Origin of the sequence: Paenibacillus dendritiformis (genome assembly GCF_021654795.1) — a bacterium.
In the GTDB taxonomy this organism is placed as follows: Bacteria; Bacillota; Bacilli; order Paenibacillales; family Paenibacillaceae; genus Paenibacillus_B.
This window is the reverse complement of sequence record NZ_AP025344.1, coordinates 912047-935060: the sequence shown is the minus strand read 5'-3', so window position 1 is coordinate 935060 and position 23014 is coordinate 912047. Positions and strand designations below refer to the sequence as shown.

General features: G+C 51.6%; 24 protein-coding genes and 1 pseudogene. 1 reads left to right on the top strand and 24 read right to left on the bottom strand.

Features of this window, described 5'->3' with window-relative positions:
• The 13 genes from paaB to L6439_RS04005 form a co-directional block, all read right to left on the bottom strand.
• A complete protein-coding gene (paaB, locus tag L6439_RS04065) occupies positions 1-342 on the bottom strand; it encodes a 1,2-phenylacetyl-CoA epoxidase subunit PaaB (RefSeq protein WP_168179509.1) in 342 nt (113 codons plus the stop codon).
• Complete coding sequence (gene paaA / locus L6439_RS04060; RefSeq protein WP_168179510.1) at positions 339-1322, bottom strand: 1,2-phenylacetyl-CoA epoxidase subunit PaaA; 984 nt, start codon at positions 1320-1322, stop codon at positions 339-341. The genes paaB and paaA overlap by 4 nt, the downstream gene beginning before the upstream one ends.
• Positions 1315-2757: a dihydrolipoyl dehydrogenase gene (gene lpdA, locus L6439_RS04055; protein WP_213470521.1), complete on the bottom strand. Its 1443-nt coding sequence runs from the start codon at positions 2755-2757 to the stop codon at positions 1315-1317. The genes paaA and lpdA overlap by 8 nt, the downstream gene beginning before the upstream one ends.
• The gene (locus L6439_RS04050; protein WP_213470519.1) at positions 2758-4038 is read right to left on the bottom strand and encodes a dihydrolipoamide acetyltransferase family protein; all 1281 of its coding nucleotides are present in this window, start codon (positions 4036-4038) and stop codon (positions 2758-2760) included.
• Between the two features lie 22 nt (positions 4039-4060).
• Complete coding sequence (locus L6439_RS04045; RefSeq protein WP_213470517.1) at positions 4061-5044, bottom strand: alpha-ketoacid dehydrogenase subunit beta; 984 nt, start codon at positions 5042-5044, stop codon at positions 4061-4063.
• Positions 5041-6192 (bottom strand): pyruvate dehydrogenase (acetyl-transferring) E1 component subunit alpha, encoded by a 1152-nt coding sequence (gene pdhA, locus L6439_RS04040; RefSeq protein ID WP_374043210.1) that lies wholly within the window; start codon positions 6190-6192, stop codon positions 5041-5043. The genes L6439_RS04045 and pdhA overlap by 4 nt, the downstream gene beginning before the upstream one ends.
• Positions 6193-6218: 26 nt before the next feature.
• Positions 6219-7007 (bottom strand): ABC transporter ATP-binding protein, encoded by a 789-nt coding sequence (locus tag L6439_RS04035; RefSeq protein WP_168179515.1) that lies wholly within the window; start codon positions 7005-7007, stop codon positions 6219-6221.
• The gene (locus L6439_RS04030) at positions 6994-7944 is read right to left on the bottom strand and encodes an ABC transporter permease (protein ID WP_168179516.1); all 951 of its coding nucleotides are present in this window, start codon (positions 7942-7944) and stop codon (positions 6994-6996) included. The genes L6439_RS04035 and L6439_RS04030 overlap by 14 nt, the downstream gene beginning before the upstream one ends.
• 27 nt (positions 7945-7971) lie before the next feature.
• Positions 7972-8976 carry an ABC transporter substrate-binding protein gene (locus L6439_RS04025; RefSeq protein ID WP_168179517.1) on the bottom strand — a complete coding sequence of 335 codons (1005 nt, stop codon included), beginning with the start codon at positions 8974-8976 and terminating at the stop codon, positions 7972-7974.
• 563 nt (positions 8977-9539) lie between these two features.
• Positions 9540-10175: a response regulator transcription factor gene (locus L6439_RS04020; protein WP_168179518.1), complete on the bottom strand. Its 636-nt coding sequence runs from the start codon at positions 10173-10175 to the stop codon at positions 9540-9542.
• Positions 10175-12493, bottom strand: coding sequence for an ATP-binding protein (locus tag L6439_RS04015; protein ID WP_213470515.1), 2319 nt, complete (start codon positions 12491-12493; stop codon positions 10175-10177). The genes L6439_RS04020 and L6439_RS04015 overlap by 1 nt, the downstream gene beginning before the upstream one ends.
• 35 nt (positions 12494-12528) lie before the next feature.
• The gene (locus tag L6439_RS04010) at positions 12529-13179 is read right to left on the bottom strand and encodes a CPBP family intramembrane glutamic endopeptidase (RefSeq protein ID WP_213470513.1); all 651 of its coding nucleotides are present in this window, start codon (positions 13177-13179) and stop codon (positions 12529-12531) included.
• Positions 13180-13523: 344 nt separating this feature from the next.
• Complete coding sequence (locus L6439_RS04005; RefSeq protein ID WP_168179521.1) at positions 13524-13664, bottom strand: hypothetical protein; 141 nt, start codon at positions 13662-13664, stop codon at positions 13524-13526.
• Between the two features lie 299 nt (positions 13665-13963).
• Between L6439_RS04005 and L6439_RS04000 the strand changes: the two genes are divergently transcribed.
• The gene (locus L6439_RS04000) at positions 13964-14851 is read left to right on the top strand and encodes a helix-turn-helix domain-containing protein (RefSeq protein ID WP_168179522.1); all 888 of its coding nucleotides are present in this window, start codon (positions 13964-13966) and stop codon (positions 14849-14851) included.
• A gap of 74 nt (positions 14852-14925) precedes the next feature.
• Here L6439_RS04000 and L6439_RS03995 read toward each other — a convergent pair whose 3' ends face one another.
• From L6439_RS03995 to L6439_RS03945, 11 genes and pseudogenes are all read right to left on the bottom strand, one after another.
• Entirely contained in the window at positions 14926-16881 is a 1956-nt protein-coding gene (locus tag L6439_RS03995) for a PTS fructose transporter subunit IIABC (RefSeq protein WP_213470511.1), read from the bottom strand.
• On the bottom strand, positions 16878-17804 hold the full coding sequence (pfkB, locus tag L6439_RS03990) for a 1-phosphofructokinase (protein WP_213470509.1): 927 nt from the start codon (positions 17802-17804) through the stop codon (positions 16878-16880). The genes L6439_RS03995 and pfkB overlap by 4 nt, the downstream gene beginning before the upstream one ends.
• Positions 17805-18557 carry a DeoR/GlpR family DNA-binding transcription regulator gene (locus L6439_RS03985; RefSeq protein ID WP_213470507.1) on the bottom strand — a complete coding sequence of 251 codons (753 nt, stop codon included), beginning with the start codon at positions 18555-18557 and terminating at the stop codon, positions 17805-17807.
• A 507-nt stretch (positions 18558-19064) separates the two neighbouring features.
• Positions 19065-19604 (bottom strand): SecY-interacting protein Syd, encoded by a 540-nt coding sequence (locus L6439_RS03980; protein ID WP_213470505.1) that lies wholly within the window; start codon positions 19602-19604, stop codon positions 19065-19067.
• Position 19605: 1 nt separating this feature from the next.
• Positions 19606-19929, bottom strand: coding sequence for a hypothetical protein (locus L6439_RS03975; RefSeq protein ID WP_237096734.1), 324 nt, complete (start codon positions 19927-19929; stop codon positions 19606-19608).
• Between the two features lie 7 nt (positions 19930-19936).
• Complete coding sequence (locus L6439_RS03970) at positions 19937-20239, bottom strand: RHS repeat-associated core domain-containing protein (RefSeq protein WP_237096733.1); 303 nt, start codon at positions 20237-20239, stop codon at positions 19937-19939.
• Positions 20240-20242: 3 nt separating this feature from the next.
• A pseudogene (locus L6439_RS03965) lies at positions 20243-20314 on the bottom strand (hypothetical protein); the annotation flags it as partial.
• Between the two features lie 600 nt (positions 20315-20914).
• Positions 20915-21403: a hypothetical protein gene (locus L6439_RS03960; RefSeq protein WP_213470503.1), complete on the bottom strand. Its 489-nt coding sequence runs from the start codon at positions 21401-21403 to the stop codon at positions 20915-20917.
• Between the two features lie 159 nt (positions 21404-21562).
• Positions 21563-21892, bottom strand: coding sequence for an AHH domain-containing protein (locus L6439_RS03955; protein ID WP_306434367.1), 330 nt, complete (start codon positions 21890-21892; stop codon positions 21563-21565).
• 56 nt (positions 21893-21948) lie between these two features.
• Positions 21949-22215 (bottom strand): RHS repeat-associated core domain-containing protein, encoded by a 267-nt coding sequence (locus L6439_RS03950; RefSeq protein ID WP_213470500.1) that lies wholly within the window; start codon positions 22213-22215, stop codon positions 21949-21951.
• 235 nt (positions 22216-22450) lie between these two features.
• Complete coding sequence (locus tag L6439_RS03945) at positions 22451-23011, bottom strand: SMI1/KNR4 family protein (RefSeq protein WP_168179532.1); 561 nt, start codon at positions 23009-23011, stop codon at positions 22451-22453.
• Positions 23012-23014 lie beyond the last annotated feature (3 nt).

Genomic DNA, 23014 nt, shown 5'->3' with positions numbered 1-23014 from the left:
TCAGCCCTCCTTCCGTGCGGTATCCGCCTTGCTCTCGTACGCTTCCTTGTGGCGGCGCCATCTCGACTGCACATCGCCGTAGCCCTTCGTTTCGCGGTAGCTTTTGTTGTCCAGCCGTTCAAGACTCTCCCGTTCCTCCGGCGTCAGCCCGTGAATATCGTCGCGGTTCACGACCCAGATATTGATGCAGGGCTCGCGCCGCATGAAGTTCTCCCGGGCCATCAGGAGCGCAGCTTCCGGGTTCGGCGCCAGCAAGCTGAACTGGTGCGCGAAGCCGGCAGACGGGCTCTTCTGGCTGAACACCTCGTAAACAGAAAATTGCTCCTTCCGTTCGCTGCTCATATCGCCCCTCCCGCCGCATAGGTTTTGAGTGGCGCCAGCATCGCTTCGCGCACCCATCCCGCCTCTTCGTAGGATGTCTTCCGCAGCCGCAGCCGCTGTGCCGAGCAGGGTCCGTTCCCGCGCACAATCTCCACGAACCGGTCCCAATCGGGCTGCCGGTAATGCCAGATACCCTCCGCTTCGTCATAGCGGATTGTGTCGTCCGGAAGCGTCAGCCCCAGATGGAAAATCCGGTTCACATATTTATGGAAAAAGGCCTGCCGCAGCTCCTCGTTCGTCTGCGTGCGAATCTTGTAGCGCATATTCAGCTGCTGATTGCTGGACACGGTTCCGCCTTCCGGCGGGCCGAAGAACATCAGCAACGAAGGCCACCAGCGGTTCACGGCCTCCTGCAGCATCCGGCGCTGCGCCGGCGTCCCTTCCGCCAGCTCCAGCACGATGCTCTCCCCGTGCTGGGCATGGAACTTCTCTTCCGCGCAGATGCGCTGGAGCGCGCGGGCATACGGCGCATAGGACGTCTCCAGCGACATCGTCTGGGTAATAATCGCCGCGCCGTCGACGAGCCAGGCGATAACGCCGGCGTCCGCCCATGTGGGCGCCTCCATATGGAACACGTTATGGAACTTCAGCTTCCCCGAGAACAGATTGCGCAGCAGATCCTCGCGGGTCTGTCCGAGCGGCGCCATCAGATCCTCGGCGACGCGCAGAAGCAGCTGCCCATGCCCCATCTCATCCTGCACCTTCGCCATGATCGCCAGCTTGCGGCGCAGCGTCGGCGCCTTCGGGACCCATTCCTTCTCCGGCAATGCCCCCATAATTTCGCTCACGCCGTGCATCGATATCAGCTTGATTAACTGGTTGCGGTAATCGTCTGGCATCCAATCATCCGCTTCAATCTTGTCGCCCCGGTCAATCCGGTTCAGAAAATGCGCCAAACGCTCGCCGTCCGATGCTCTATCCGGGTCCGTCCGATTACTCATCTTCCAGCCTCCTCTCGTTCACAATGTGTATGGCATGCCCCAAGGCGGCGGCGGCGGCTTCCAGCCAGCCTTCGCTAAGCGTCGGGTGCGGGTGCACCGTCATGGCGATGTCTTCCGCTTTCGCCGCCATTTCAAGCGCGAGCGTGCCCTGGCCGATCAAGCTGCCGGCATCCGCGCCTACCGCGTGCATGCCAAGCAGCAGGCGGGAATCCGCTTCGACGACTACTTCCGCGAAGCCGTCCGTCTTCCCGGCTGCCAGCGCGTATCCGTTGGCGCGGAACGGGAAGCGGCCCGTCTTCACCTTCATGCCCTGCCGCTCGGCTTCCGCCCGCGTCAGCCCCACTCCCGCAATCTGCGGATCGGAGAAAATAACGTAGGGCACATAAGGCGAGTCGAAGGCGCTAGGGAGTCCGCCGATTACCTCCGCGGCGACCGTGCCCTGCCTCGCGGCGCGATGGGCGAGAGCGGGCCCTGGCGTAATATCCCCAATGGCGAAGATGTGGCGCATATTGGTCCGGCACTCCGCATCGACCGGAATATAGCCGCGCTCATCGACCTGCACCCCGGCCTGCCCGAGGCCGAGGCCCTCCGTGTTCGGCACGCGTCCGGTCGTGACCAGCACCTTGTCGCAGAGAACGCTCTCCTCGCCATGCCGCATCGATTCGAGGCGGAGCTCGACATGATCGTCATGCGCGGCAGCCGCCCGCACTTCCGTCCCGGTCTTGATCATCATCCCCAGCTTGCCTGCACGACGCTTCACTTCCGCGGCGAGGCTGCCGTCCACCAGCGGGAGGATGCGTTCCTCCCGCTCGATGAGTGTCACGCGGCATCCGAGCTTGGCGAAGGCCATGCCCAATTCGATGCCGATATAGCCGCTTCCGATAATGGCCAGGCGCTCCGGCAGATTCTCCAACTCCAGCGCCGCCGCCGAAGTGAGGATTCGGGCACCGCCCCCCGCCGCGAATGCCGGGAGATGCGGCCGCGATCCCGTCGCGATAATCGCCTCCTGGAATTTGTAGGTTTCGAAGCCGGATTCCGTCTCCACCCCGATGCGGTCGGGAGACAGGAAGACGGCGCTCCCCTTCACGACCGTTACCCCGTTCGCGGCGCAGAGCTGCCCCACTCCGCTTCGCAGCTTGGCGACGATGCCGGATTTCCACTGCTGCCATACGGACATATCGAAGGCAATCGCCCCCGGATTGATCCGCAGCCCCAGCTTGGAGGCCGACCTGGCGTCGTCATACAGTCCGGCCGCATGGATCAGCGCTTTGGATGGAATGCAGCCCGAATGAAGACAGACGCCGCCGAGCTCCTCTTTCTCCACCAGCACGACCTGCTTCCCCAAGTGGCCCAGCCGGATAGCTGCCGCATACCCGCCCGGACCGCCGCCAATGACAACAACGTCCGTTTCTACCGCAATTTCGCCGACGACCATCTACACCATCTCCGCCCATAGTAAGTCTGGCTGCTCCAGCAGCCGCTTGATCCGGTTCGTGAACCGAATCGCCTCCGCCCCGTCGATAAGCCGATGATCGAAGGAGAGCGCCATATTCATCATGAGGCGGATGACGCCTTCCCCGTTGCGGACGACCATGCGGGGCTCCATCTTGTGCAGCGCCAGGATGGCCGCCTCCGGATGGTTAATGATCGGCGTCGCGAGCAGACTGCCGATCGGCCCGACGTTGCTAATCGTGAAGGTGCCGCCGGTAATCTCCTCCAGCGCCAGCTTCCCGGCTCGGGCCCGTTCCGCCAGACGCCCGATCTCTTCCGCCAGCTCGAAGACCGTCTTCCGGTCGGCGTCCCGGATGACCGGGACGATCAAGCCGTCCGGCGTATCGGTCGCAATTCCAATATGATAATAGCGCTTCAGGACGATTTCCTTGGCCTCATCGTCGAGCGACGCGTTGAAAGACGGAAATTCCTTGAGCGCAATGACGATAGCCTTGATAAAAAACGGCAAGTACGTCAACTTCACCTGCCGCTCGGACGCCAGCGGCTGGAGACGTTCCCGGAGCGCCTGCAGGGCATCGGCCTCCAGTTCATCCACCTGCGTGACATGCGGGATGATAGTCGCCGCCTTGACGAGCCTTTCGGCGATTTTCAAGCGCACTCCCCGCAGCGGCACCCGTTCCTCGGCGCAAGCGGAGGCCGGCATTCCCCCTTGAGGCCGGACCGCGGCCTCCGTCCGCTCCCGCCCAGGCGAAGCCGCATTCATGCCCGGCATGTCGGGGCCTTCCGTTACCTTCGCCGTGCCTGCCGAGGCATGGCGCCGCACATCCTCTTCCGTAATGCGGCCGTCCGCTCCGCCCCCCTTCACCTGCTCGATGTCGATATTCAACTGCCGCGCTAGCTGGCGAACATAGGGGGCCGCGCGCACTCTTCCTGCCGAAGACGCAGGTACGGCCGCTGCGAGCGGAGGCGGAGGGGCGGCCGCAGAAGCGGCCTGCTCCGCTTTCCCCGCTTCCTCCACAGGGATGCGCCCCTCTGCTTCGAGGAGGAATAGCACCTCGCCTACCCGAACAGCGTCCCCCTCGGCAAACATCAGCTTGTGCACGACGCCGCCGGCCGGAGCGGTCAGCTCGGCGTTCACTTTGTCCGTCAGCACCTCGACGATCGGCTGATCGCAGGCCACCCGCTCCCCTTCCTTAATGAGCCATTTTCCGATCTCCCCTTCGTGAATGCCTTCTCCCACGTCGGGAAGCTTGAACTCTATCATTCGCGTTCCTCCTCCTGAACGGTCAGAACTGAATCGCTGCGGCGATTCCCTCTCTCACCCGCTCGACCGTCGGAACATAGACGTCCTCGAGCGAGAACTGCGGAACCGGCACATCGAAGCCGGTAATCCGCTGAATCGGGGCCCGCAAATACATCAGCGCCTCGTCATTGATCAGCGACACAATTTCCGCGCCGACGCCGGCCGTCTTGTGCGCCTCATGAACAATCACCGCCCGCCCCGTCTTCTTCACGGAAGCCGCAATCGCATCCCGATCGAGCGGATACAGCGAGCGAAGATCGATGACCTCGCAGGACCAGCCCTTCTCCCGCTCCAGCTGCCGGGCCGCTTCCAGCGCCACCCGCATCATGGACCCCCATGAAATCATCGTCACGTCTTCGCCTTCCCGGACGATGTTCGCCTTCCCCAACGGAATGCGGTACATCTCCTCGGGCACTTCCTCCTTGAAGGCGCGGTAGATCCGGGCCGGTTCCAGAAAAACCACCGGATCGGGATCCTCGATGGCGCTGATGAGCAGGCCTTTGGCATCGTACGGATTGCTCGGCACGACCACCTTAAGTCCGGGCGTATGGACGAAGAACGCTTCCACGCTCTCCGAATGAAGCTCCGGCCCGCGAATTCCCGCTCCGTACGGAGTGCGGATGACGAGAGGGACGCTGTACTGTCCCCGCGTCCGGTACCGCATGCGGGCCGCGTGGGTGATGATCTGCTCGAAGCCGGGATAGATGAAGGCCAAAAATTGAATTTCGACGACCGGAATGAAGCCGTTCAGCGCCAGCCCGATAGCCGAGCCGATAATGCCGGCTTCGGCCAGCGGCGTATCGACGACCCGTTCCTTGCCGTACTTGTCGATCAGCCCATCGGTCGCCCGGAATACGCCGCCATTGACGCCGATGTCTTCTCCCGTCAGCATGACGCGCCGATCGTCCGCCAGCTTCTGATCAAGCGCTTCATGGATCGCTTGCAATATCGTTAAGCTCCGGCTCATGCCTCACCCTGCCTTTCCGCGCACAGGCCGCTCTGTTCCCGCTGTTCGGCCACAGGCCACGGCATATCGGCGCTTACGTGCATGAACATATCTCCCGGCCGGGACTTCGGATAGCTCTCGGCCTCGTCGACCGCGGCTTCGATCAAGGCGCTGACCCGTTCCATCAGGCGAGCCTCGTGCTCCTCGCTCCACGCGTCCCGCTTCACGAGATGCAGCTTCAGGCGCTCTATCGGATCGCGCCCCTCCCTCCATTCGGCGGAGAGCCGGGCCTGGTCGCGGTATTTGCGCGGATCGTCGCTGGTCGTATGCGGCCCGTAACGAAACGTGACCGCCTCGATAAGCGTCGGCCCGCCGCCGTTCAAGCCGCGATCAATCGCTTCGCGCACGGTCAGCCAGACGGCGAACACATCGTTGCCGTCCACCCGCACCCCCGGCATGTCGTAGGCGGCCGCGCGCTGGGCGATCGTCCGGGAGGCGGACTGGGCATGGAACGGCACGCTGATGGCGTAGCCGTTATTTTGGCAGAAGAAGACGGTGGCCGTCTGATACACCCCGGCGAAATTCAAAGCCTCGTGGAAGTCCCCTTCCGAGGTCGCCCCTTCGCCGAAGTACACGATGCTCGCCTGCCTCTCCCCCTTCAGCTTGGCGGCCCAGGCCGTGCCCACCGCATGCGTCAAATGGGTGGCTATCGGCACGCATGGCGGCATGATATGGCGTCCTTCCGGGCTGATAGAGCCTTCCATATGCCCCATCCAATAGAGCAGGATGCGGGTAAGCGACTGCCCATGCGTCACCGCGGCGGCGTGATCGCGATAGCTGGGGAACAGCCAATCATGGGGGGACAGCGCCAGCGCGCTCCCCACCTGCGCGGCTTCCTGGCCTTCATAAGGGGCGTAGGTGCCCATCCGGCCCTGCCTCTGCAGGTTGACCGCCTTGCGATCGAACATCCGTGTCAGCACCATCTTCTCGTACATTTGTATCATTAGATCCTCGTCAATGGCCCCCTCGACTGGGTGGCGAAGCTCCCCGTCCGGCGCCAGCACCTGATATGGCTCAAGCAGCCCGCGCACGTCTTCATGCCGCGCCTCCGCTCCTGCCTCTTCTTCGATTGGCGGGGCAGACGGATGCCCCTGACTTTGAATCATCATTACCTCTCCCTTCCCCCTTCTTTTATCTATCCCAACAGCAAACGGTCATCCGCCACTCCCTTCAACTGGGCGAATTTTTTCAGCAACGCCTCGATCGTCAGCTGCTTCTTCTCCTCTTCCCGCACATCCAAAATAATCTCTCCGGCATCCATCATAATCAGGCGGTTGCCGAGCTCGATGGCCTGCTGCATATTGTGCGTCACCATCAGCGTCGTGAAGTTGGAACGCTCGACGACTTCCTTCGTCAGCGCCGTAATCAACTGCGCTCTGGCCGGATCAAGCGCGGCCGTATGCTCATCCAGCAGCAGCACCTTCGGCTGCGTGAAGGTCGCCATCAGCAGGCTCAGCGCTTGACGCTCGCCGCCCGACAGCAGCCCCGCCTTGGCCGATAGCCGATCCTCCAGGCCAAGATGGAGCGAAGCCAAGCTTTCCCGGAACAGCTCCTTCCGCCTTTTGTTCACTCCCCGGTGCAGAGTGCGTCTCTTGTCCCGCGAGTAGGCGACCGCCAGATTCTCCTCGATCGTCATCGTCGGCGCCGTTCCGGCCATCGGATCCTGGAACACGCGGCCGATCTTGCGCGAGCGCTCGAATTCAGAGAGACCAGTCACGTTCTCGCCGTCAATCTCGATTGTCCCGCTGTCCGGCGCCATCCCGCCGGAGATAATGTTCATCAGCGTGGATTTGCCGGCGCCGTTGGACCCGATAATCGTCACGAAATCTCCCTCGCGAAGCGTCAGATTAATATGCTGCAAAGCGATCTTCTCGCTCGCCGTCCTCCGGTTGAACACTTTCCGTATCCCGTCAAGTTTCAGCATGGCTTTCCCCCCTTGCTCCCTGATCGACGGACACATGCGGTACGTCTTCCCGAGAGGACTTCACCCGTCTGTCTTGCCATGTAGCGAGAACCCGCGACATGACGAGGGCGGCGACCACAATCGCGGCGGTCAGCAGCTTCAGGTCATTCGGATCCAGCCCGATGCGAAGAGCGAGCATGATAATGAGGCGATAGATGACAGCTCCTCCGATTACGGCGAAGGTCGCCCGCCGAATGGAAGCATGGCCGAAGACGGCTTCCCCCATAATGACGGAGGCCAAGCCGACGATAATAATTCCGATTCCCATCGAGACATCCGCAAATTCTTGATATTGGGCGATAAGCGCGCCGGAGAGCGCCACCAATCCGTTGGACAGGCTCAGCCCGACAATTTTCATATTGTCGGTGTTCGCGGAGAGGCTGCGGATCATTTTGCCATTGTCGCCGGTGGCGCGAATCGCCAAGCCGATCTCCGTATCCAGGAACCAGTCGATAGCCCATTTGATGAGCAGGACGAATATTCCTACAGCAGCCAAAATGGCAAGCGGCTGCAGGCTGGACAAGAAGGAGACAAGCTGCGTGAACAAGGTGTTCTCCCCCAATAGCGGCGTATTCGCCTTGCCCATAATCCGCAAATTGATCGAATACAAAGCAATCATCGAAATAATGCCGGATAGCAGCGTATTGATTTTCCCCTTCGTATGCAGCAGTCCGGTTACGGTTCCTGCCAGGCATCCCGCCAGCAGCGCGCCCAATGTGGCGAGAAGCGGGGGATAGCCGGACGTAATCATTACCGCCGCCACGGCTCCGCCGGTGGCAAAGCTGCCATCGACGGTCAAATCGGGAAAATCAAGAATTCGAAACGTCAAGTAAACGCCAAGGGCCATCAACGCGTAAATGACCCCTGCTTCCAAAGAACCCGTCAGCGCATACAGCACGATAGCATCCTCCTAATTTGGAACGACTTATTTCTCAATCAGGATTGCGCCTTGTCTCATCTCATCCGTCAATGTGATTCCCTGCGCCTCCGCCGCCTTCGGATTAATCATCAGTTCGAGCTTCTCGGAGAACTGGACGGGGATGTCGGCAGGCGATGCGCCTTTCAGCACCTCCACCGCCATTTTTCCTGTCGTATAGCCCAGATCGTAGTACCGGAACCCGATCGATGCGAAAGCGCCTTCCCCCACCGATTCACTGCTCTCGCAGAACAGCGGAATATCGTTGTCATTCGCGACCGACACGACCGAGCTGAGCGCGGAGATGACCGTATTATCCGACGGAAGATAGATGATATCCGCGCGCCCTACCAGTGAATCCGCGGCCTGCTTCACCTCGGAGCTGTTCGTTACGGTGGCCTCGACCGTCTCCAGCCCGCCTTCTTGCAGCACCTGCTTGACGTTAGCGATGTTGACGACGGAGTTCTGCTCCCCGGAATTGTAAATGACGCCTACCTTGCGAGCCTCGGGGAAAAATTTCTTGATAGTTTCCATCGTCTTCTTGATTGCGTCCGGATTCGTATCGCGCGTGCCTGTCACATTGCCTCCCGGCTTCTCCAGACTATCGACCAGCTTCGACGCGACCGGATCCGTCACGGCCGTGAACAGAACGGGGATGTCTTTTGTCGCCTTCGCAACCGCCTGCGCGGTCGGCGTGGCGATCGCCAGGATCAGGTCGCTTTTGTCGCCGACCAGCTTTTGGGCTATCGTGAGGTTGTTGTTCATGTCACCCTGGGCATTGCGGAAATCCACTTGCAAGTTGACCTTTTCCTCGTACCCGGCATCCTTCAGCGCCTGTAAAAAGCCTTCCCTCGCTCCATCCAGCGAAGGATGATTCGCGTACTGCGCAATGCCGATCTTGACCATCTTGCTGCCGTCGCCGTTCTTGGCCACGTCCTTCGGTTCGCCCGAGTTCCCGCATGCTGCCAGCAGCAGCAGCGAACAAACTACAACAATCGAATAAAACGGTTTCATCCAATCTCGCTCCTTTACAATAAAGATTGTAATTGTTTGCGCTTTCAATATAAGAAATAGATAAAAAGCGTATTGGCGAGTTGTCTGAGTGTTAGGGCTCTCTTGCGGTCATCGAGACATGGAATGTGTTCGCTCTGATGCTTCATGGAAGGTTCGTGATGAGTCGTGTGCTGCGTTCGCATGGAAGGATGATGTGAATGCGCTTGCCCTCGAGGCTTAGCGCTGCTGCCTGGCAGCTAAGATGCGGAGATGATGCGTAAACGAGTAAAGATAGCCTAGATGCACGTTGTCGTGCTGGAGCTTGCAATCGACATATCAAGGTTCTTCATGGGGTTCATTGCAAATTATAATACGTTTTTTTGGTGGTGCGTTATTTTAACGTTATAATATCACGGCGTCATAATGCGTGTCAATATTTAGACACATTTAAAATACAAAGTGTGATTTATGTCATAGCGTGCGTTAAAAACAAAAAAACTTGATAGGCACAGAGCCAATCAAGTTTGATTGAACATATACTTATTTACAGATTCATAAGTCTCTAATCGAACTTGACACCCATTCTATTGTTGCTGGTTCGATACGGCCGCTCCAATCACCCCCAGCTCATATCCTTTGGCGACCGCCCCCACACGCGACTTGACCCCCATTTTCTGAAGAATGGAGGTTAGATGGTATTCCACCGTCCGCTGGCTGATGCCGAGTTCTCTGGCAATCTCCTTATTGCTCATCTCCCGTGAAACCCTAACCAGCACCTCACGCTCCGTGGGCGTCAGCTTATCCTGCCCATAAGCTGCGAACAGATGTTCAGGAACCAGCATATGACCTGCCAGGCTCTGCCTAATCGCATTAATAATCTGGACGTAAGAAGCCTGCTTGGACAAATAGGCGTTCACGCCAATCTCATAGGCCTTCAGATAGAATTCTTCATATGTATAGCCAGACAGCATGATGATTTTAAGAGCAGAACCATATTCCTTCTTCAACAGAACGGCCAACTGAAAGCCGTCTATATGCGGCATGGAAATATCCATCACCAGCACATCCGGCTTATTCCGGCGGATTTGCTCCAGCAAGAGCCGCGGATCGGCAAACGTTCCCGTTACGCGAATATCTTCTTCCTGCTCCAGGCGATGTTTTAATGCATCTATCACAAGGGGATGATCATCAAGCAAGACAACCTTGATTTCGGACGCCATTATGGGTTCCCTCCTATTTCACTTGAAGCTGCAGACCGCAGCCGCAGCGTTATCCTTGTCCCCTCTCCCGGTGTGGAATGAAGCTCCATCTCTCCGCCAAGATCACCGATCTGGCTGTTGACCGAGATAAGTCCAAGATGCGCGCCTTCCCGGGATCCGATGTGTTCCAGAAAAGCGCCTGCATCGAAACCCTTGCCGTCATCGCTTACCGTGCAATATATATCCTCACCCTCTGCCCGCTTGACGCGAACATCAAGCTGCGTGGCTTCGGCATGCTTCAGCACATTATGGACAAGCTCACGGATCATTCGGAAAAGATTGGACTTCAGCAAGGGGTCCGGCTCTTCTCCCGGCCAATCGTAATGAAGCGCTGCACGCAGCCCGCCCTTCTCTCCGGCAGTCCGCAGCAGCCAGCGCAAGGACTCCTCCAGCCCGGCTTTATCTACAATATGCGGATACAACTCATCACACAGCGCCCGGATATCCTGCTGCGAATCATAGAGGCACTTCAGCCAGGACGCGATCTGCCGGGTATCGGCCCGTCCCTGATTCGCCATCTCCTCCAGATCTCTCGATAGGAAAATCAGATTCTGCAACAGCCGATCATGCAGATAATAGGAGAGCCGAACCCGCTCGGCTTGCTGGGCCTCCATTAACAGACGGTTCATCTGCCGAATGTCATCATGAAGAGGATGAGGTTCACACGCGTGCTGCCCTTTTGTATGTTGAAACTCTTTCTGCAATCCGGTCAGCAGTCTGGCATTGGTCAATAGCCGGCCGGCTTCCCTGCCAATCTCGTCGATTAGCCTCTTCTCTTCCATGGAGAAGAGCGACAGATTGCTCTTGGGGCCCATGCACAGATATCCTGCAGTGGCCGTTCCGGCGGTTCCGGGAACGGGGACAACATATTCGAAATCGAATCCTCGTTCCAAAAAGCCGCGATCTAGCCAGCGGGCGTCTTCCTCATAGCCGCTGATGTCTTTGTAGCGGCCTGTGCCGTGTACAACCCGTCGGGTCCCGTCATGCCAGACCATACAGACTCCTTCCACATCTACGACACGGTGAAGCATATCGCTGATCAGACTGAGAATATCCTGGATATTCCGGGTCTCCGCAATCTGGATGGATAACTTCAGCTTCTGCTGCTCCAACCACTCCTTGCGCCCTTCCGCCTGTTGTCTTGACCGCCGAAGCCCTCTCCGGTACACAAAGGTTCCCGCAGCAAAGCCTCCGAATAAGACGGCGGTCCAGACTGGACGCTCCATTCGATTGGCAAAGGCGATGAGGAGAAAGACGCCTCCATAATAAAGGATATGAACCATGAGCCGGGGAAGATAGATGTTCATATCCACCATGCTGCGCTTGTCCAGAATATACAGAAAAACGCCAGACAGCGGCACAAGACCAATCAGCGCGTATTCGGGAGCCAGGATGTACCCATTCCACAGTAAATCCGGGATTGCGTACAGAAACAGATAGGGCAGAAAGCTGAAGCATAGGCCGGCGCCCAGCCCCAGGGCATGATTTTTCTCCACCCGATCCATCGAGTTCCAATATAGCCGGATCATCAGCAAGATAAACAGCAGCGTCATCATAAAAACGAGATGCACCGTTTCCCGAATCCAGCCGGGAATCTCGTGCTGGCTTACGGTCCAAATGGTATAACAAGAAAACAGGATGCAGGCCAGGCGGAAGCAAAAGAGGGCCTTTGACCACACAGCAGGCGCCGCACGCAGCACAAACGAAACGCAAAAAGAGAGCAGCAAATAAGGGAGCCAGACCGAGCAGAGCGACAAAATCAAATCCGATACAAGCAATTCGGTAGAATATACAGTCAGAATGACCAGAGCCATTACGTAATTCAGCAAACAAAATTGGCGAACCGCAGATGAAACCGGATTTTTATAGTATGCCAGCAAGCCGATGATCTGCAACAGCACTGCCGCCACAATGGAAACTGCACTTTGCAGCACATCTCTGCTTTCTGTTTCGATTCGGATTTCATATACAGAGCCATCGCCGCGCATGAACTCTGCCGTGCTGGCTCTAACCAGAGACGACTTCGGCTTGTCGGCAAATTGCTTGTCCACAGGTAAGCCGTTCACCGCCAGCACCCGGTCTCCCAGGCGCACATCCTCGGTCGCTGCCTTGCCGGAAGGGTCTAGCTCGCTTACCTTCCATCCTTCTTCTGCTCTCTGAAGCACAGCGCCGATATAGGGATGACGAAGCGTCTCCATATGAATATAGACGGTTAACACTAGAAAAATGGCAAGCAATGCGGCAATGAGCGGCGAAAGCTTCGCGTAGGGCTTGCCCATCCGTTATCCTCCCCTATGATGTCAATGAGGATGAATTACACCCCGACCAGATAAAGGGTAATAGCCCCCCATATCGTATTTATAAAGATGTGAAACAGAATTGCTCCATATATGTTTTTGCGCAGCTTGACCAGGATTTCACAAGGAATGATAACCGCCAGCGGAATAAAAGCCCAGTTCATCGGCGCTTGCCACATATGATAGAACTGGAACAAAATGCTGAGGATCAGCCAGTCAAAGCGCAGCCTGCCTATTTTCTTCAGTAAATAACCGCGGAAATAGACTTCTTCTCCGATGAAGTTCCCGATGATTCCAATCAGCAGCAAAGGCCAGGGAAAATCATAGTATCCTTGGTTGAAAATATGCCACTCTCCCATATGAAGCGCCGGAATCGAGTTCAGGAATGAGGATAAAGACGGGAATACCCACTTCATGTAAGGCAGGGATAAGACAGTGAACAGCAGGGTTATTAGCGGCAGGACCAGCAGCAGTCCTTTGAAAGACTCCTTTCTGAACCCCAGATAACAAAGAGTTTCCTTCCAGGTCAGCTTATCTGAAAATCGTAGCATGAACAACGGAAAAAGGAAATGCCATCCGCTGGCCATGACCGCCAGGACAAAAAACTGCATATAATGACTGGATAATCCCGTCACAGCCATAAGCAGGGGGCGCAGCGGATAAATCAATAAATAGGCCAGCACTCCCGGAAAGACCGCAAAGGACAGGTAGAATAAAATTTGCTTTCCGCTCTTCGCTTCATGCTTGCGAACAAAGCTATCATATTCGGGATCAGATTGTACAAAAAAAGCGGCAAGCTTGCGGGTCCATTGATTCGTCATAACCATTACGCTCCTTTGGTCGGTTAATTACAGAAGGAGCGTAACACAGAGAGCTGATTCGGGTATCCGTATTCCGGTACCGGATACGGAGGCCTGTCACGCAAAATTTTTGCGCGATCCCGCAAAATTGGTTGGGCTGATAACATAAAAAATCCCCCCTCACTTTATTCGTGAGAGAGGTGGACCTCTGCCTAATGCCCTCCAATCAGATGATGGTCATTCCGCAGTTCCAATTTTACGGCCGTTGGCGGTGAATCGGTGTTGGGCGAAGCTGCTTGCTGATAACCAAAAAATAAGGCAAAAATCAAAAGTGCGCTCGCGATCTTCTTCATTTCTTTTTCCCCTTCCTTACCTAGTCTAGTTGATGTTCACTGACTTAATTAAACGATAACATGGTTCGAATTCGATCGAAAAATAAGAATAGTTATATTGTGTTCCAATCCTGTGAAACCATCCGGAATCCGGGCCAAATCAGCTGAAAAGTGAAAAAAACATTACCGAAAAGCCATTAAAATGCAATTGGATTATTCCGAAAAATACAAAAAGGAGGAATTGAAATTCCCGACCAGGACAAGCATATTAACTCTAGCATCAGAGAAATAAGTGTAAAATTGTGTAAAGGGGGAACGATATGGTTTATACGTTAAATGCCATTGAAATTGGGAAAATTATTAAGGACTTGCGTTTGAAACAAGGATTGAGCCAGCAGGCTCTGGCGAAGGGGATTTGTACGCAACCTCATATCAGCAACATAGAAAATGGGCGAGAGATTCCATCTGGCTTTATATTATACTTACTGTCCAAAAAATTAAGAGTGAATGTCAAATATTTATTTGATATCCAAAACGATTCCAATAGCAACTACAAAAATAATATTAAATTTATTGTCCACTCCTTTATTCAAGAAAATGATTTCGGACAAGTGTTAAAGATACTGGAAGAAGAAAGCCATCTTTTTGAAGCACCCGAAGATCAGCAGTTCCTCCTCTGGGCAAAAGCCATATCCCTTTACTACTCCTATAAGGACGTTCCTTCCAGCTTAATGATGCTGAAAACGGCGTTAAGAAAAACTTGCAAATGTTTAAAGTTTTGTTCGGAACAGGAATTGATGATTATTAACAGCATGGGCATCTTGTTGTCTGAATCCAGCCAAAACCGAAAGGCTCTGCGCATTTTGCATTGGACGTACCGCCATATCCATCGGCATTATTATATCGAAGACAGGACATTGCCTATCAAAAACATTTATGCGCTTGCACGTTCGTTATCAAGAAATCATGACTACCACACCTGTATACAATATTGCAATAAAGGGATCGAACAATGTTTGAAATACAACTCTCTCTATCTCTTTGGAGAGTTATATTATGAAAAAGGGTTAAACTACTATTTTTTGGATAACCACAAATTGGCGCTGGAAGACTTCGAACAAGCCATCATGCTGTTCAAGCTCAAAAAACAACTTAACTTGAAGCATTTTGTCGAAGATAAAATAAAGGAATTTCGACTGAGAAAATAAGGACACACAATATTAGAAAAAGACCGTTCCGAGAGTTCACTCTGCTTGGAACGGCCGTTATAGTCGGAACAAAATTATACGGTTGCTTTCTTCTTCCATACCCCAAGCGTAAGGGCAGATACGATCGAACCGAACAATATCGCAAGAAGATACAGGAATGGCTTATTGACTAAAGCGATAACGAAGATTCCCCCGTGTGAAGCAGGGAGCGTAATGCCAAAGGCCATCGCAAGACCGCCCGCAATCGCGGATCCAAGAATACAGCTCGTCAGTACACGGAGCGGATCAGCGGCGGCAAATGGAATCGCTCCTTCCGTAATGAACGACAAACCCATGACATAGTTGGTCACGCCGGATTTTCGCTCGCTCTCGGTGAACTTGTTCTTGAAGAACGTTGTCGCCAGTGCGATCGCTAGCGGCGGAACCATACCGCCTGCCATGACCGCAGCATGGGGACCGAGGTTGCCTGCTTCAATCGCCGCAATCCCGAACGTAAAGGCTACTTTGTTAATCGGGCCGCCCATGTCGACAGCCATCATACCGCCCAGGATTAGACCGAGCAGAATCGCATTTGCTCCACTTAAGCTGTTCAGCCAGTCCGTCATCATGCCGTTCAAAACCGCTACCGGCGGATTCACGACCGTAACCATCAAGATGCCCACGATGAGCAAGGCTAACAGCGGGAACAGCAGAACGGGCTTAATTCCTTCCAAGGCTTGCGGCAGGTTCTTAAGCAGACGCTTCAACAGAACAACAACATAACCGGCCAAAAATCCCGCTACAAGTCCGCCTAGGAAGCCGGCACCGGCTTCAGCCGCAAGATAACCGCCCACGATGCCAGGCAGAAACGCGGGGCGATCTCCGATACTGCTTGCAATAAAGCCGGCCAGAATCGGCACCATAAACATAAAGGCGGCTTTACCGATCATGAATAGAAGCTCTGCGATCTCACCCTCGGCGTTGATTCCTCCAATAAGGAATGACAATGCTATCAAGATACCGCCCCCGACAACAAATGGAAGCATGTTGCTTACCCCGTTCATCAGGTGCTTGTATATGCCGCGCTTGCCGCCGCTGCTCTCTTGCTGCTCCGTCTTCCCGCCGGCAGCGCGGTAAACAGTGGCGTCTTGCTTGATCGCCCGTTCAATGAGCTGCTCGGTCTTGCGAATTCCATCTGCCACAGGAACCTGGATCACAGGTTTGCCGGCAAAACGATTCATCTCGACCTGCTTATCCGCGGCCACGATAACCGCCGTAGCCCGGGCAATGTCATCTGCGGTCAGTCCGTTTTTAACACCTGTCGAACCGTTGGTCTCGACCTTAATATCGATGCCCATATCCTTCGCCTTCTGCTTTAACGCATCCGCAGCCATATAGGTATGAGCGATGCCTGTCGGACAGGCAGTTACAGCAACAAGGTATGGACGATCCTGTTCAGATGCCGGCCGAGCATTCCCAGGGGAAGCCTCACTCGACGCTTGAGCCTTGGCTTGATCCTTGGTTTGATCCCCTCCTCGCTTCTCGGCTTGCGCCTTCTCTTCCGCTTCGGCCGCTTCCGCCGCTTGCTCTGCCAGCACTTCATTTTCACGCTCGTCCACGATGCTTAGCAATTGCTCCACCGAATCCGCCTTCAACATGGCCTCACGCATCTTCTCATCCAGCAGGGTAAACAATCTTGACAGGGTCTCGACATGGGTATCATGCGCATCATCCGTCGCAGCGATCATGAAGAACAAATGCGCCGGCTGCTCATCCAGCGACTCAAAATCCACGCCTTCGACGGATCGCCCAAAGCATATCGCAGGCACCTTAACCGCAGCCGTCTTCGCATGAGGGATGGCCACTCCGTCCCCAAGCCCTGTTGTACTATGGCTTTCACGAAGCATAATCGCTTCTCGAAAGGTCTTAGGATCGCTTAAGCGTCCCGCTTCGTCTAACTTAGCTATCAGCTCATCAATAACCGCTTCTTTCCCCGTCGAATGAAGATCGAGGATGACCGTGTCCTGCTTGAGCAGATCTGTAATTCTCATGATGCACTCTCCCCCACTTGAGTCAGTTTAATTTGCGGAAGCAGTTCTTCAATATATTCCTTCTGGCACAAGTCACTTGAAAATGCCGTTGCACTCCCGGTTGCCACGCCATAGGCGAAAGCCTCCTGAATGGAGCCGGTTACGGCATAACATCCGATAAAGCCTGCAACGAGCGAGTCTCCTGCACCTACCGAGTTGATCACCTTGCCCTGCGGCACATTCGCCACGTAGGCTGCTTCTGTGGTTATAAGCACTGCGCCGTCACCAGCCATGGAGACAATGACATGCTGTGCGCCCCGCTCAACCAATTGGCGGCCATAGCGCAAGACATCCTCTAAGGATTCAATGTTCACATGGAAGAATTCTCCCAGCTCCTGCTGATTGGGCTTTGCGAGAAACGGACGGTAGGGCAGCAGCTCAAGCATAGCCTGGCCGCTTGTATCGACAACGGCTCGAATGCCCTTATCCATGCAGCGCCTCATGATATCGCGGTATAACCCTGCGTCCAAGCTTGAAGGAATGCTGCCTGCAAGGACCAGCGTGTCGCCGTTGCTCATCCCCTCAATCTTGGCAAGCAGTTCATGGACCTTATCTTCCGGGATGGCAGGACCTGCGCCATTGATCTCGGTCTCTTCCCCGGTCTTGAGCTTGATGTTGATCCGGGTATCTCCTTCGACCTTCACAAAATCGGTCTCGATGCCTTCGTTATTCAAACGGTCTTGAATGTACTGACCCGTAAAGCCTCCGACAAACCCAAGGGCTTTCGTGGGTACGCCGATCCGGGATAATACCCGCGAGACATTAATGCCCTTGCCGCCCGGATATTTCTGGTCTTTCGTCATTCGATTCAACCCGCCAACCTGGAATTGGTCCACGTACACGTAGTAATCAATCGAAGGATTGAGCGTCATTGTATAAATCATTTATTTCACAACCTTTATTACTTTCGTCTTGTTGTTGATGGAGCTCTCTTCTTCCGGTTCCAACTGATCAATAACGAGCGCTGCCTCATCGATAGCGGCGAACTGTACAAAGCAGACCTTGTTCCACTTGCTTCTGTCGGCAACGACGTAGCTCTTCTCGGATAAATGGAGCGCCATCTTCTTGATGTTGGCCTCTTCGGGATCTGGCGTCGTATAGCCAAGCTCCTCATGAATGCCATTGGTGCCAAGAAAGCATTTGTCAAATCTATAATCCTGCAAGCCGCGTACTGCTTGACTGCCAATTAACGCTTTGGTGAGCCCCTTTATCTTTCCCCCAACAACATAAGCCTGAATGTCATATTCATAAAGAGATTCAAGATGCATAAGTCCATTGGTTACGACGGTCACCCTTTTATCAACAAGCAAAGGAATCATCTCGTAGGTGGTGCTCCCGGCATCGAGATAAATGCAATCCCCGTCTTGAATAAGAGACACGGCAAGCTCAGCGATTTGTTTCTTTTCACGTAACTGCTTGGTGGATTTTTCACTTAAAGAAGATTCCATCCCTTTCCCCTGGAGCAGGGCCGCACCGCCGTGAACCCGCTTCAGCAGATTCTCGCTTTCCAGATGGCTCAGATCTCGCCGAATCGTTGCTTCGGAGGAAGCGGTCTCATGAACGAGCTCTTGAATCTTGACGACTCCCTTGTCCTTGAGCAGTTCCAAAATAATTCGATGTCGTTCCGGGGTTAACATCTTATCATCTCCTTCAACGCTATTGTATTGAAACCGCCAACAAAAATCAATCACATTCAATCAAAAACAATCATTTTTTTATTATTCTCGTTCACTTTTCGTTCAAAATCAATCAGATTATACCAATCACTGGATTCGTATCTGTCTTCAACCCAGGATGCAATTCCATTTTCCATATTAGTTTTGTTCCACTGCATGATAATAAACCTTTCCTTGTCCAAGGGCGTAAGCTGTCCCTAAAAAGGTACGCTGCAGCACAAGAAACCTTGAAAGGCACGGGGCCAATCAAGGTCTAATATTTCTTGCTCTTCCATCCACTCTTCAAAACCATGATGAAGAAGTTGTGCTCTCAGAGTTTCTATACCTTTATCACTTGCGAGGTTTACTGACACTGATTTTTGAATGTCATTAATAGTGATAGTTATGTCTTTTCCAGTGATAGACAAAATAAACTTAAACACCTTACAAATTTTGTTATAGTTATGATTTATAAATTATCAATCAATTTTATCTTGAGACTCGCAAGCCTTTAATAAGTTCTTCTAAAGATTTGGCAATCACAGTACTATGCCCTGTTTCAAAATCTTCTTGTAGAATTTCTCCCGTTTCGTTATTGACCATCAATGCCATATTCTCAGGTGATATGTAACCAAGTTGAATATTTTTTAATACTTTTCCTTGATGTTCTTCGTATTTTTTTTGATTAACAAAAAAATTATTAATATCCATTCCTGGTTCAACAGGTTCTAGAATAATTAACTTTGAATTATAAAAACCCTGAAGGTTTAAAAACCAAAAGGAATTAAAATACTCCTTTATAGATGAATGTAAATGTAAATCAATATTCGCCTCAATCGCTTCAAAATCTTCCTGCATTTCTTTTTCTATCGGCTTCCAAGAGACATATTCATCTTCATCCGGTTCACCCTGATATAATAAGGGATTAGCCTCTTCATCAAAGGGAGTCTTTGGTAAAGTTCCGAAAGTATTATTCCAGTAACTCAGCAATTCATCAAAATAATGTGCTAATTCTTCTTTGACACTCACTCTAATCACCTCTTAAATTGTCAATAAATACTTGAAGTCTATCTGCAAAAACTTGGTCTTTTCCCCATACACCTATTTGCTTCTCATTATTGTGTATCCCTCCATTCCCAGGGTAAAGTGGCGCAGGGATAGCTATGGCCTGACCACCACCCCCAACATGGTGATGGAGTAATGGTTTTCCGCGTAACCCCACTATATATTGAGGATAGTATTTTCTAAACGTAGGATCATTGGTAATAGACCAACCATTCTGTAAATTGATTATATTTTTTTCGCTAAAGTATTCAGGGTGTTTTTTTGTAAAACTCTGTAAAATAGTGATCATTATCCCTTCACCCCCCCTCGGAATTTGCTTTTGATTTTCCTTTTCCTATGAAAGGCATATCTATTATAAGACTTTCATCAGCAACAATTTTAGTCGTAAACGTCCCTTTTCTCGTTACTATTTCATATTCCTTATTTAATATCTCTAATTCAATTTCTCTATAAACCCTTATTGTGTGGTCCGGATTTTTCGTCCCTTCATAAGGCCCTTCCTTCTTACCGCCACCACCGCAACCAACATTCTGGCTGCTATACCCGCTCGGGTCCACATAGTTTATCGGGTTGTTGCCCACGTACGCGTACAGGTTCAAGCCGTCGCCGCGGTACTCGTCCTCTTGGGTGAACCGGGCAATGACCGGGTTGTAGAACCGCGCGCGCAGGTAATATTGCTGCGTGACGGGGTCGAACTGCTCGCCCGCGTAGCGGAAGCGGTTCGGATGGCTTCGATGGCGATGGTATGGGCGAAAGGTTTATTTGCCCATTTGGGCCAAATATTGGGTTCACCTACTACGTATCTAATTTTATTTTTTCTACACACAATTCATTTTTCTTTCTTTGAAAAATTTAATAGAGGATAGGAATTTAAACACTTACCCACTTGTCCTGAGGGGCAAAAAATAACAGGTCTCAACAGAGAATTTATCTCAATTAAGACCTGCTTTAATAAATTTTGTTAGGTTACACTTTACCTACGATTCCAATAATCTGTAAGTGAAGTGTAATTTTGCGCTCTGAGGTTTCACAAATATTTATCACTTTATTTTAACATATAAGACAGATTGTATAGTCGAACCCAATCTCTAAAAATCTTTTCATTGAGTAGGTCTGGACATACCTTTTTACTGTAAGTAATAAAAGTTTCAAACAATTCTTCTATCATTAAAAGTTAGAAAGAATTCATTACATTTATTTTTCTTATTTATTACTTAAATTGGAGTAAACCCCATTCCTATAACAACGAGATCACTAACAGAACTTGCAGTTCCTTAAGCAAAGTAAGCAATTATTATTCCACTTTGAGGATAGTCACCCTTCCAGCCACATGGAAAGCCGCCTGCTTTATAAATTTGGAACACTTTCTCATAAAAGTTATCATTCTGACCATTTACTGCACGGTTTAGGGCACAATTCCTTAAATCCACTAAAACATTCTCAAAAAAATCACTGTATGAATCAGTAATATTTTCTCTGAGACCTGCCTCTACTTTCCCTGTTATTTCACCCAAACCAACAGGCTTTTGAGCCGGCTCTAATCTATAAATTTTGCCCTTTACTTTTGCCATTTCAAGTTGTCTTATGTCTGACCATGTGTATTCATCTTCACCATAAACTTCATGAATAGCATATTTTTTCGCCTCTTCGTATTCATTAGTAACCAGTATGTCTTGAGGGAATTCCCCATTTGGAATATTTTTCATTGAATTTGCAAATTGAATAACTTCGTCTACTAGTTTTGTGTGTACCCCATAGATCATAACTTCTCAAACCACCTTTCCCACAAATCAAGAGTTGCTCCCCCGCCTCTATCCCAAACAGGCTTAATTTATCTTTATTGTTAGCTCTGTCAAGAATATACTGATCTAGTCCTTTTGATTTTAGCTTCTTTAATTCCTTTTGGAGGTAAATATCTGTCTTTATAGAGGTAAACCCTTTTCTTGAAGCTTCCTTAACTTTTGTTGCAATTCAAAAACTTGTTTATCAAGTACATTAATATCTTGATTTATATCCATTTTATTTAGTCTAAGTTCGACATATTCACTATAAACGGAGTGGTATCCCTGATGCCTAGAAGTAGCCCCAACATATTCGTCTGGAACACGAAGGAAAATACCATTGAAAGTATGGTCCATATCCATTCCTATTTTTTGAATTACAGGGTGCTCACTAAGTTCAAAAGGAATAATGTGCTGTGCCTGATATGGAGTTCGCTTAGTTGAGCGGGACTGTCCCATCTCCTTAAACATATTCTTACCAAGCTTCGAGGAACTCCCGCCTGGTACTTTTCCAGGTGTTCCAGGAATTAATCTAGAACTATTATCGGCCCCTCCATAAGGCCCTTATCGCCCTTGCCATAAACATTCCCTTTTTCCTCGCACGAATACCCGCTCGGATCCACATACCGAATCGTGTTATTGCCCACGTACGCGTACAGGTTCAGGCCGTCGCCGCGGTACTCGTCCTCCTGGGTGAACCGGGCAATGACCGGGTTGTAGAACCGCGCGCGCAGGTAATATTGCTGCGTGACAGGGTCGAACTGCTCGCCCGCGTAGGAGCATCTCAGCGTCAAAGCGACCACTCTTGCTAAACAATCCTCTTTCGGATTAGTATCTGCATAAAATCCTTCTTTTCGAATCTCAAAGCAGAGATGTTGTATGTCAGAAATAGAAGCTATGAGACAGCATGTATTTACTTTTATAAGTATCCGAGAATTTAAGCCAAAACACAAATAGCGCGCGCCGATTGAGTATCGACACGCGCTGGCTACATTGCTTTTTGAAAGGGGTATAACCTCAATCAAGTTTTTAGGAAACCCAGTATTTAACGTCAGGGTTAAGGCTTGAACCAATGATTCCTTCTTTCTCCCAGTCGTAAGAAAGATACCCATCATCGTCTAAAAAATAGACATGTTGTTTATAAAATTCATTGATCGTTTCTAACAATTTTTCGGGTGTCTTGTACATCAACTCCAATTCTCCTTCATCATGTAACAATGAACAAATGCAATTTTCCCCGTTTAATTTCTCTACATAACAAATAAAATCACTTGAATAGTTGGCCAAAATAGGTAATACAAAGGCAATATCAGTTTGAACGTTCAACATATCATCCACATTATTTTTCTCGCTAACAATTTCATCTATGTGAATAAGTCGATAGCCTGGTATAAAATCCATCAATCTTTGATCGTTAGTATCTCTATACGTTCCTTGTACAGTACTAAATATTACTTCAAAAAGACTCGGTATGTGAGTTAATTGTAAGGTCTCCGCCCAATCTTCTTTTGCAGTTCCCAAACTATCTGGATAAGTTGGGCGTAATTCCCTAGATAATTCAATAAACTCTTTAAACATTTCCCTTAGCATTGT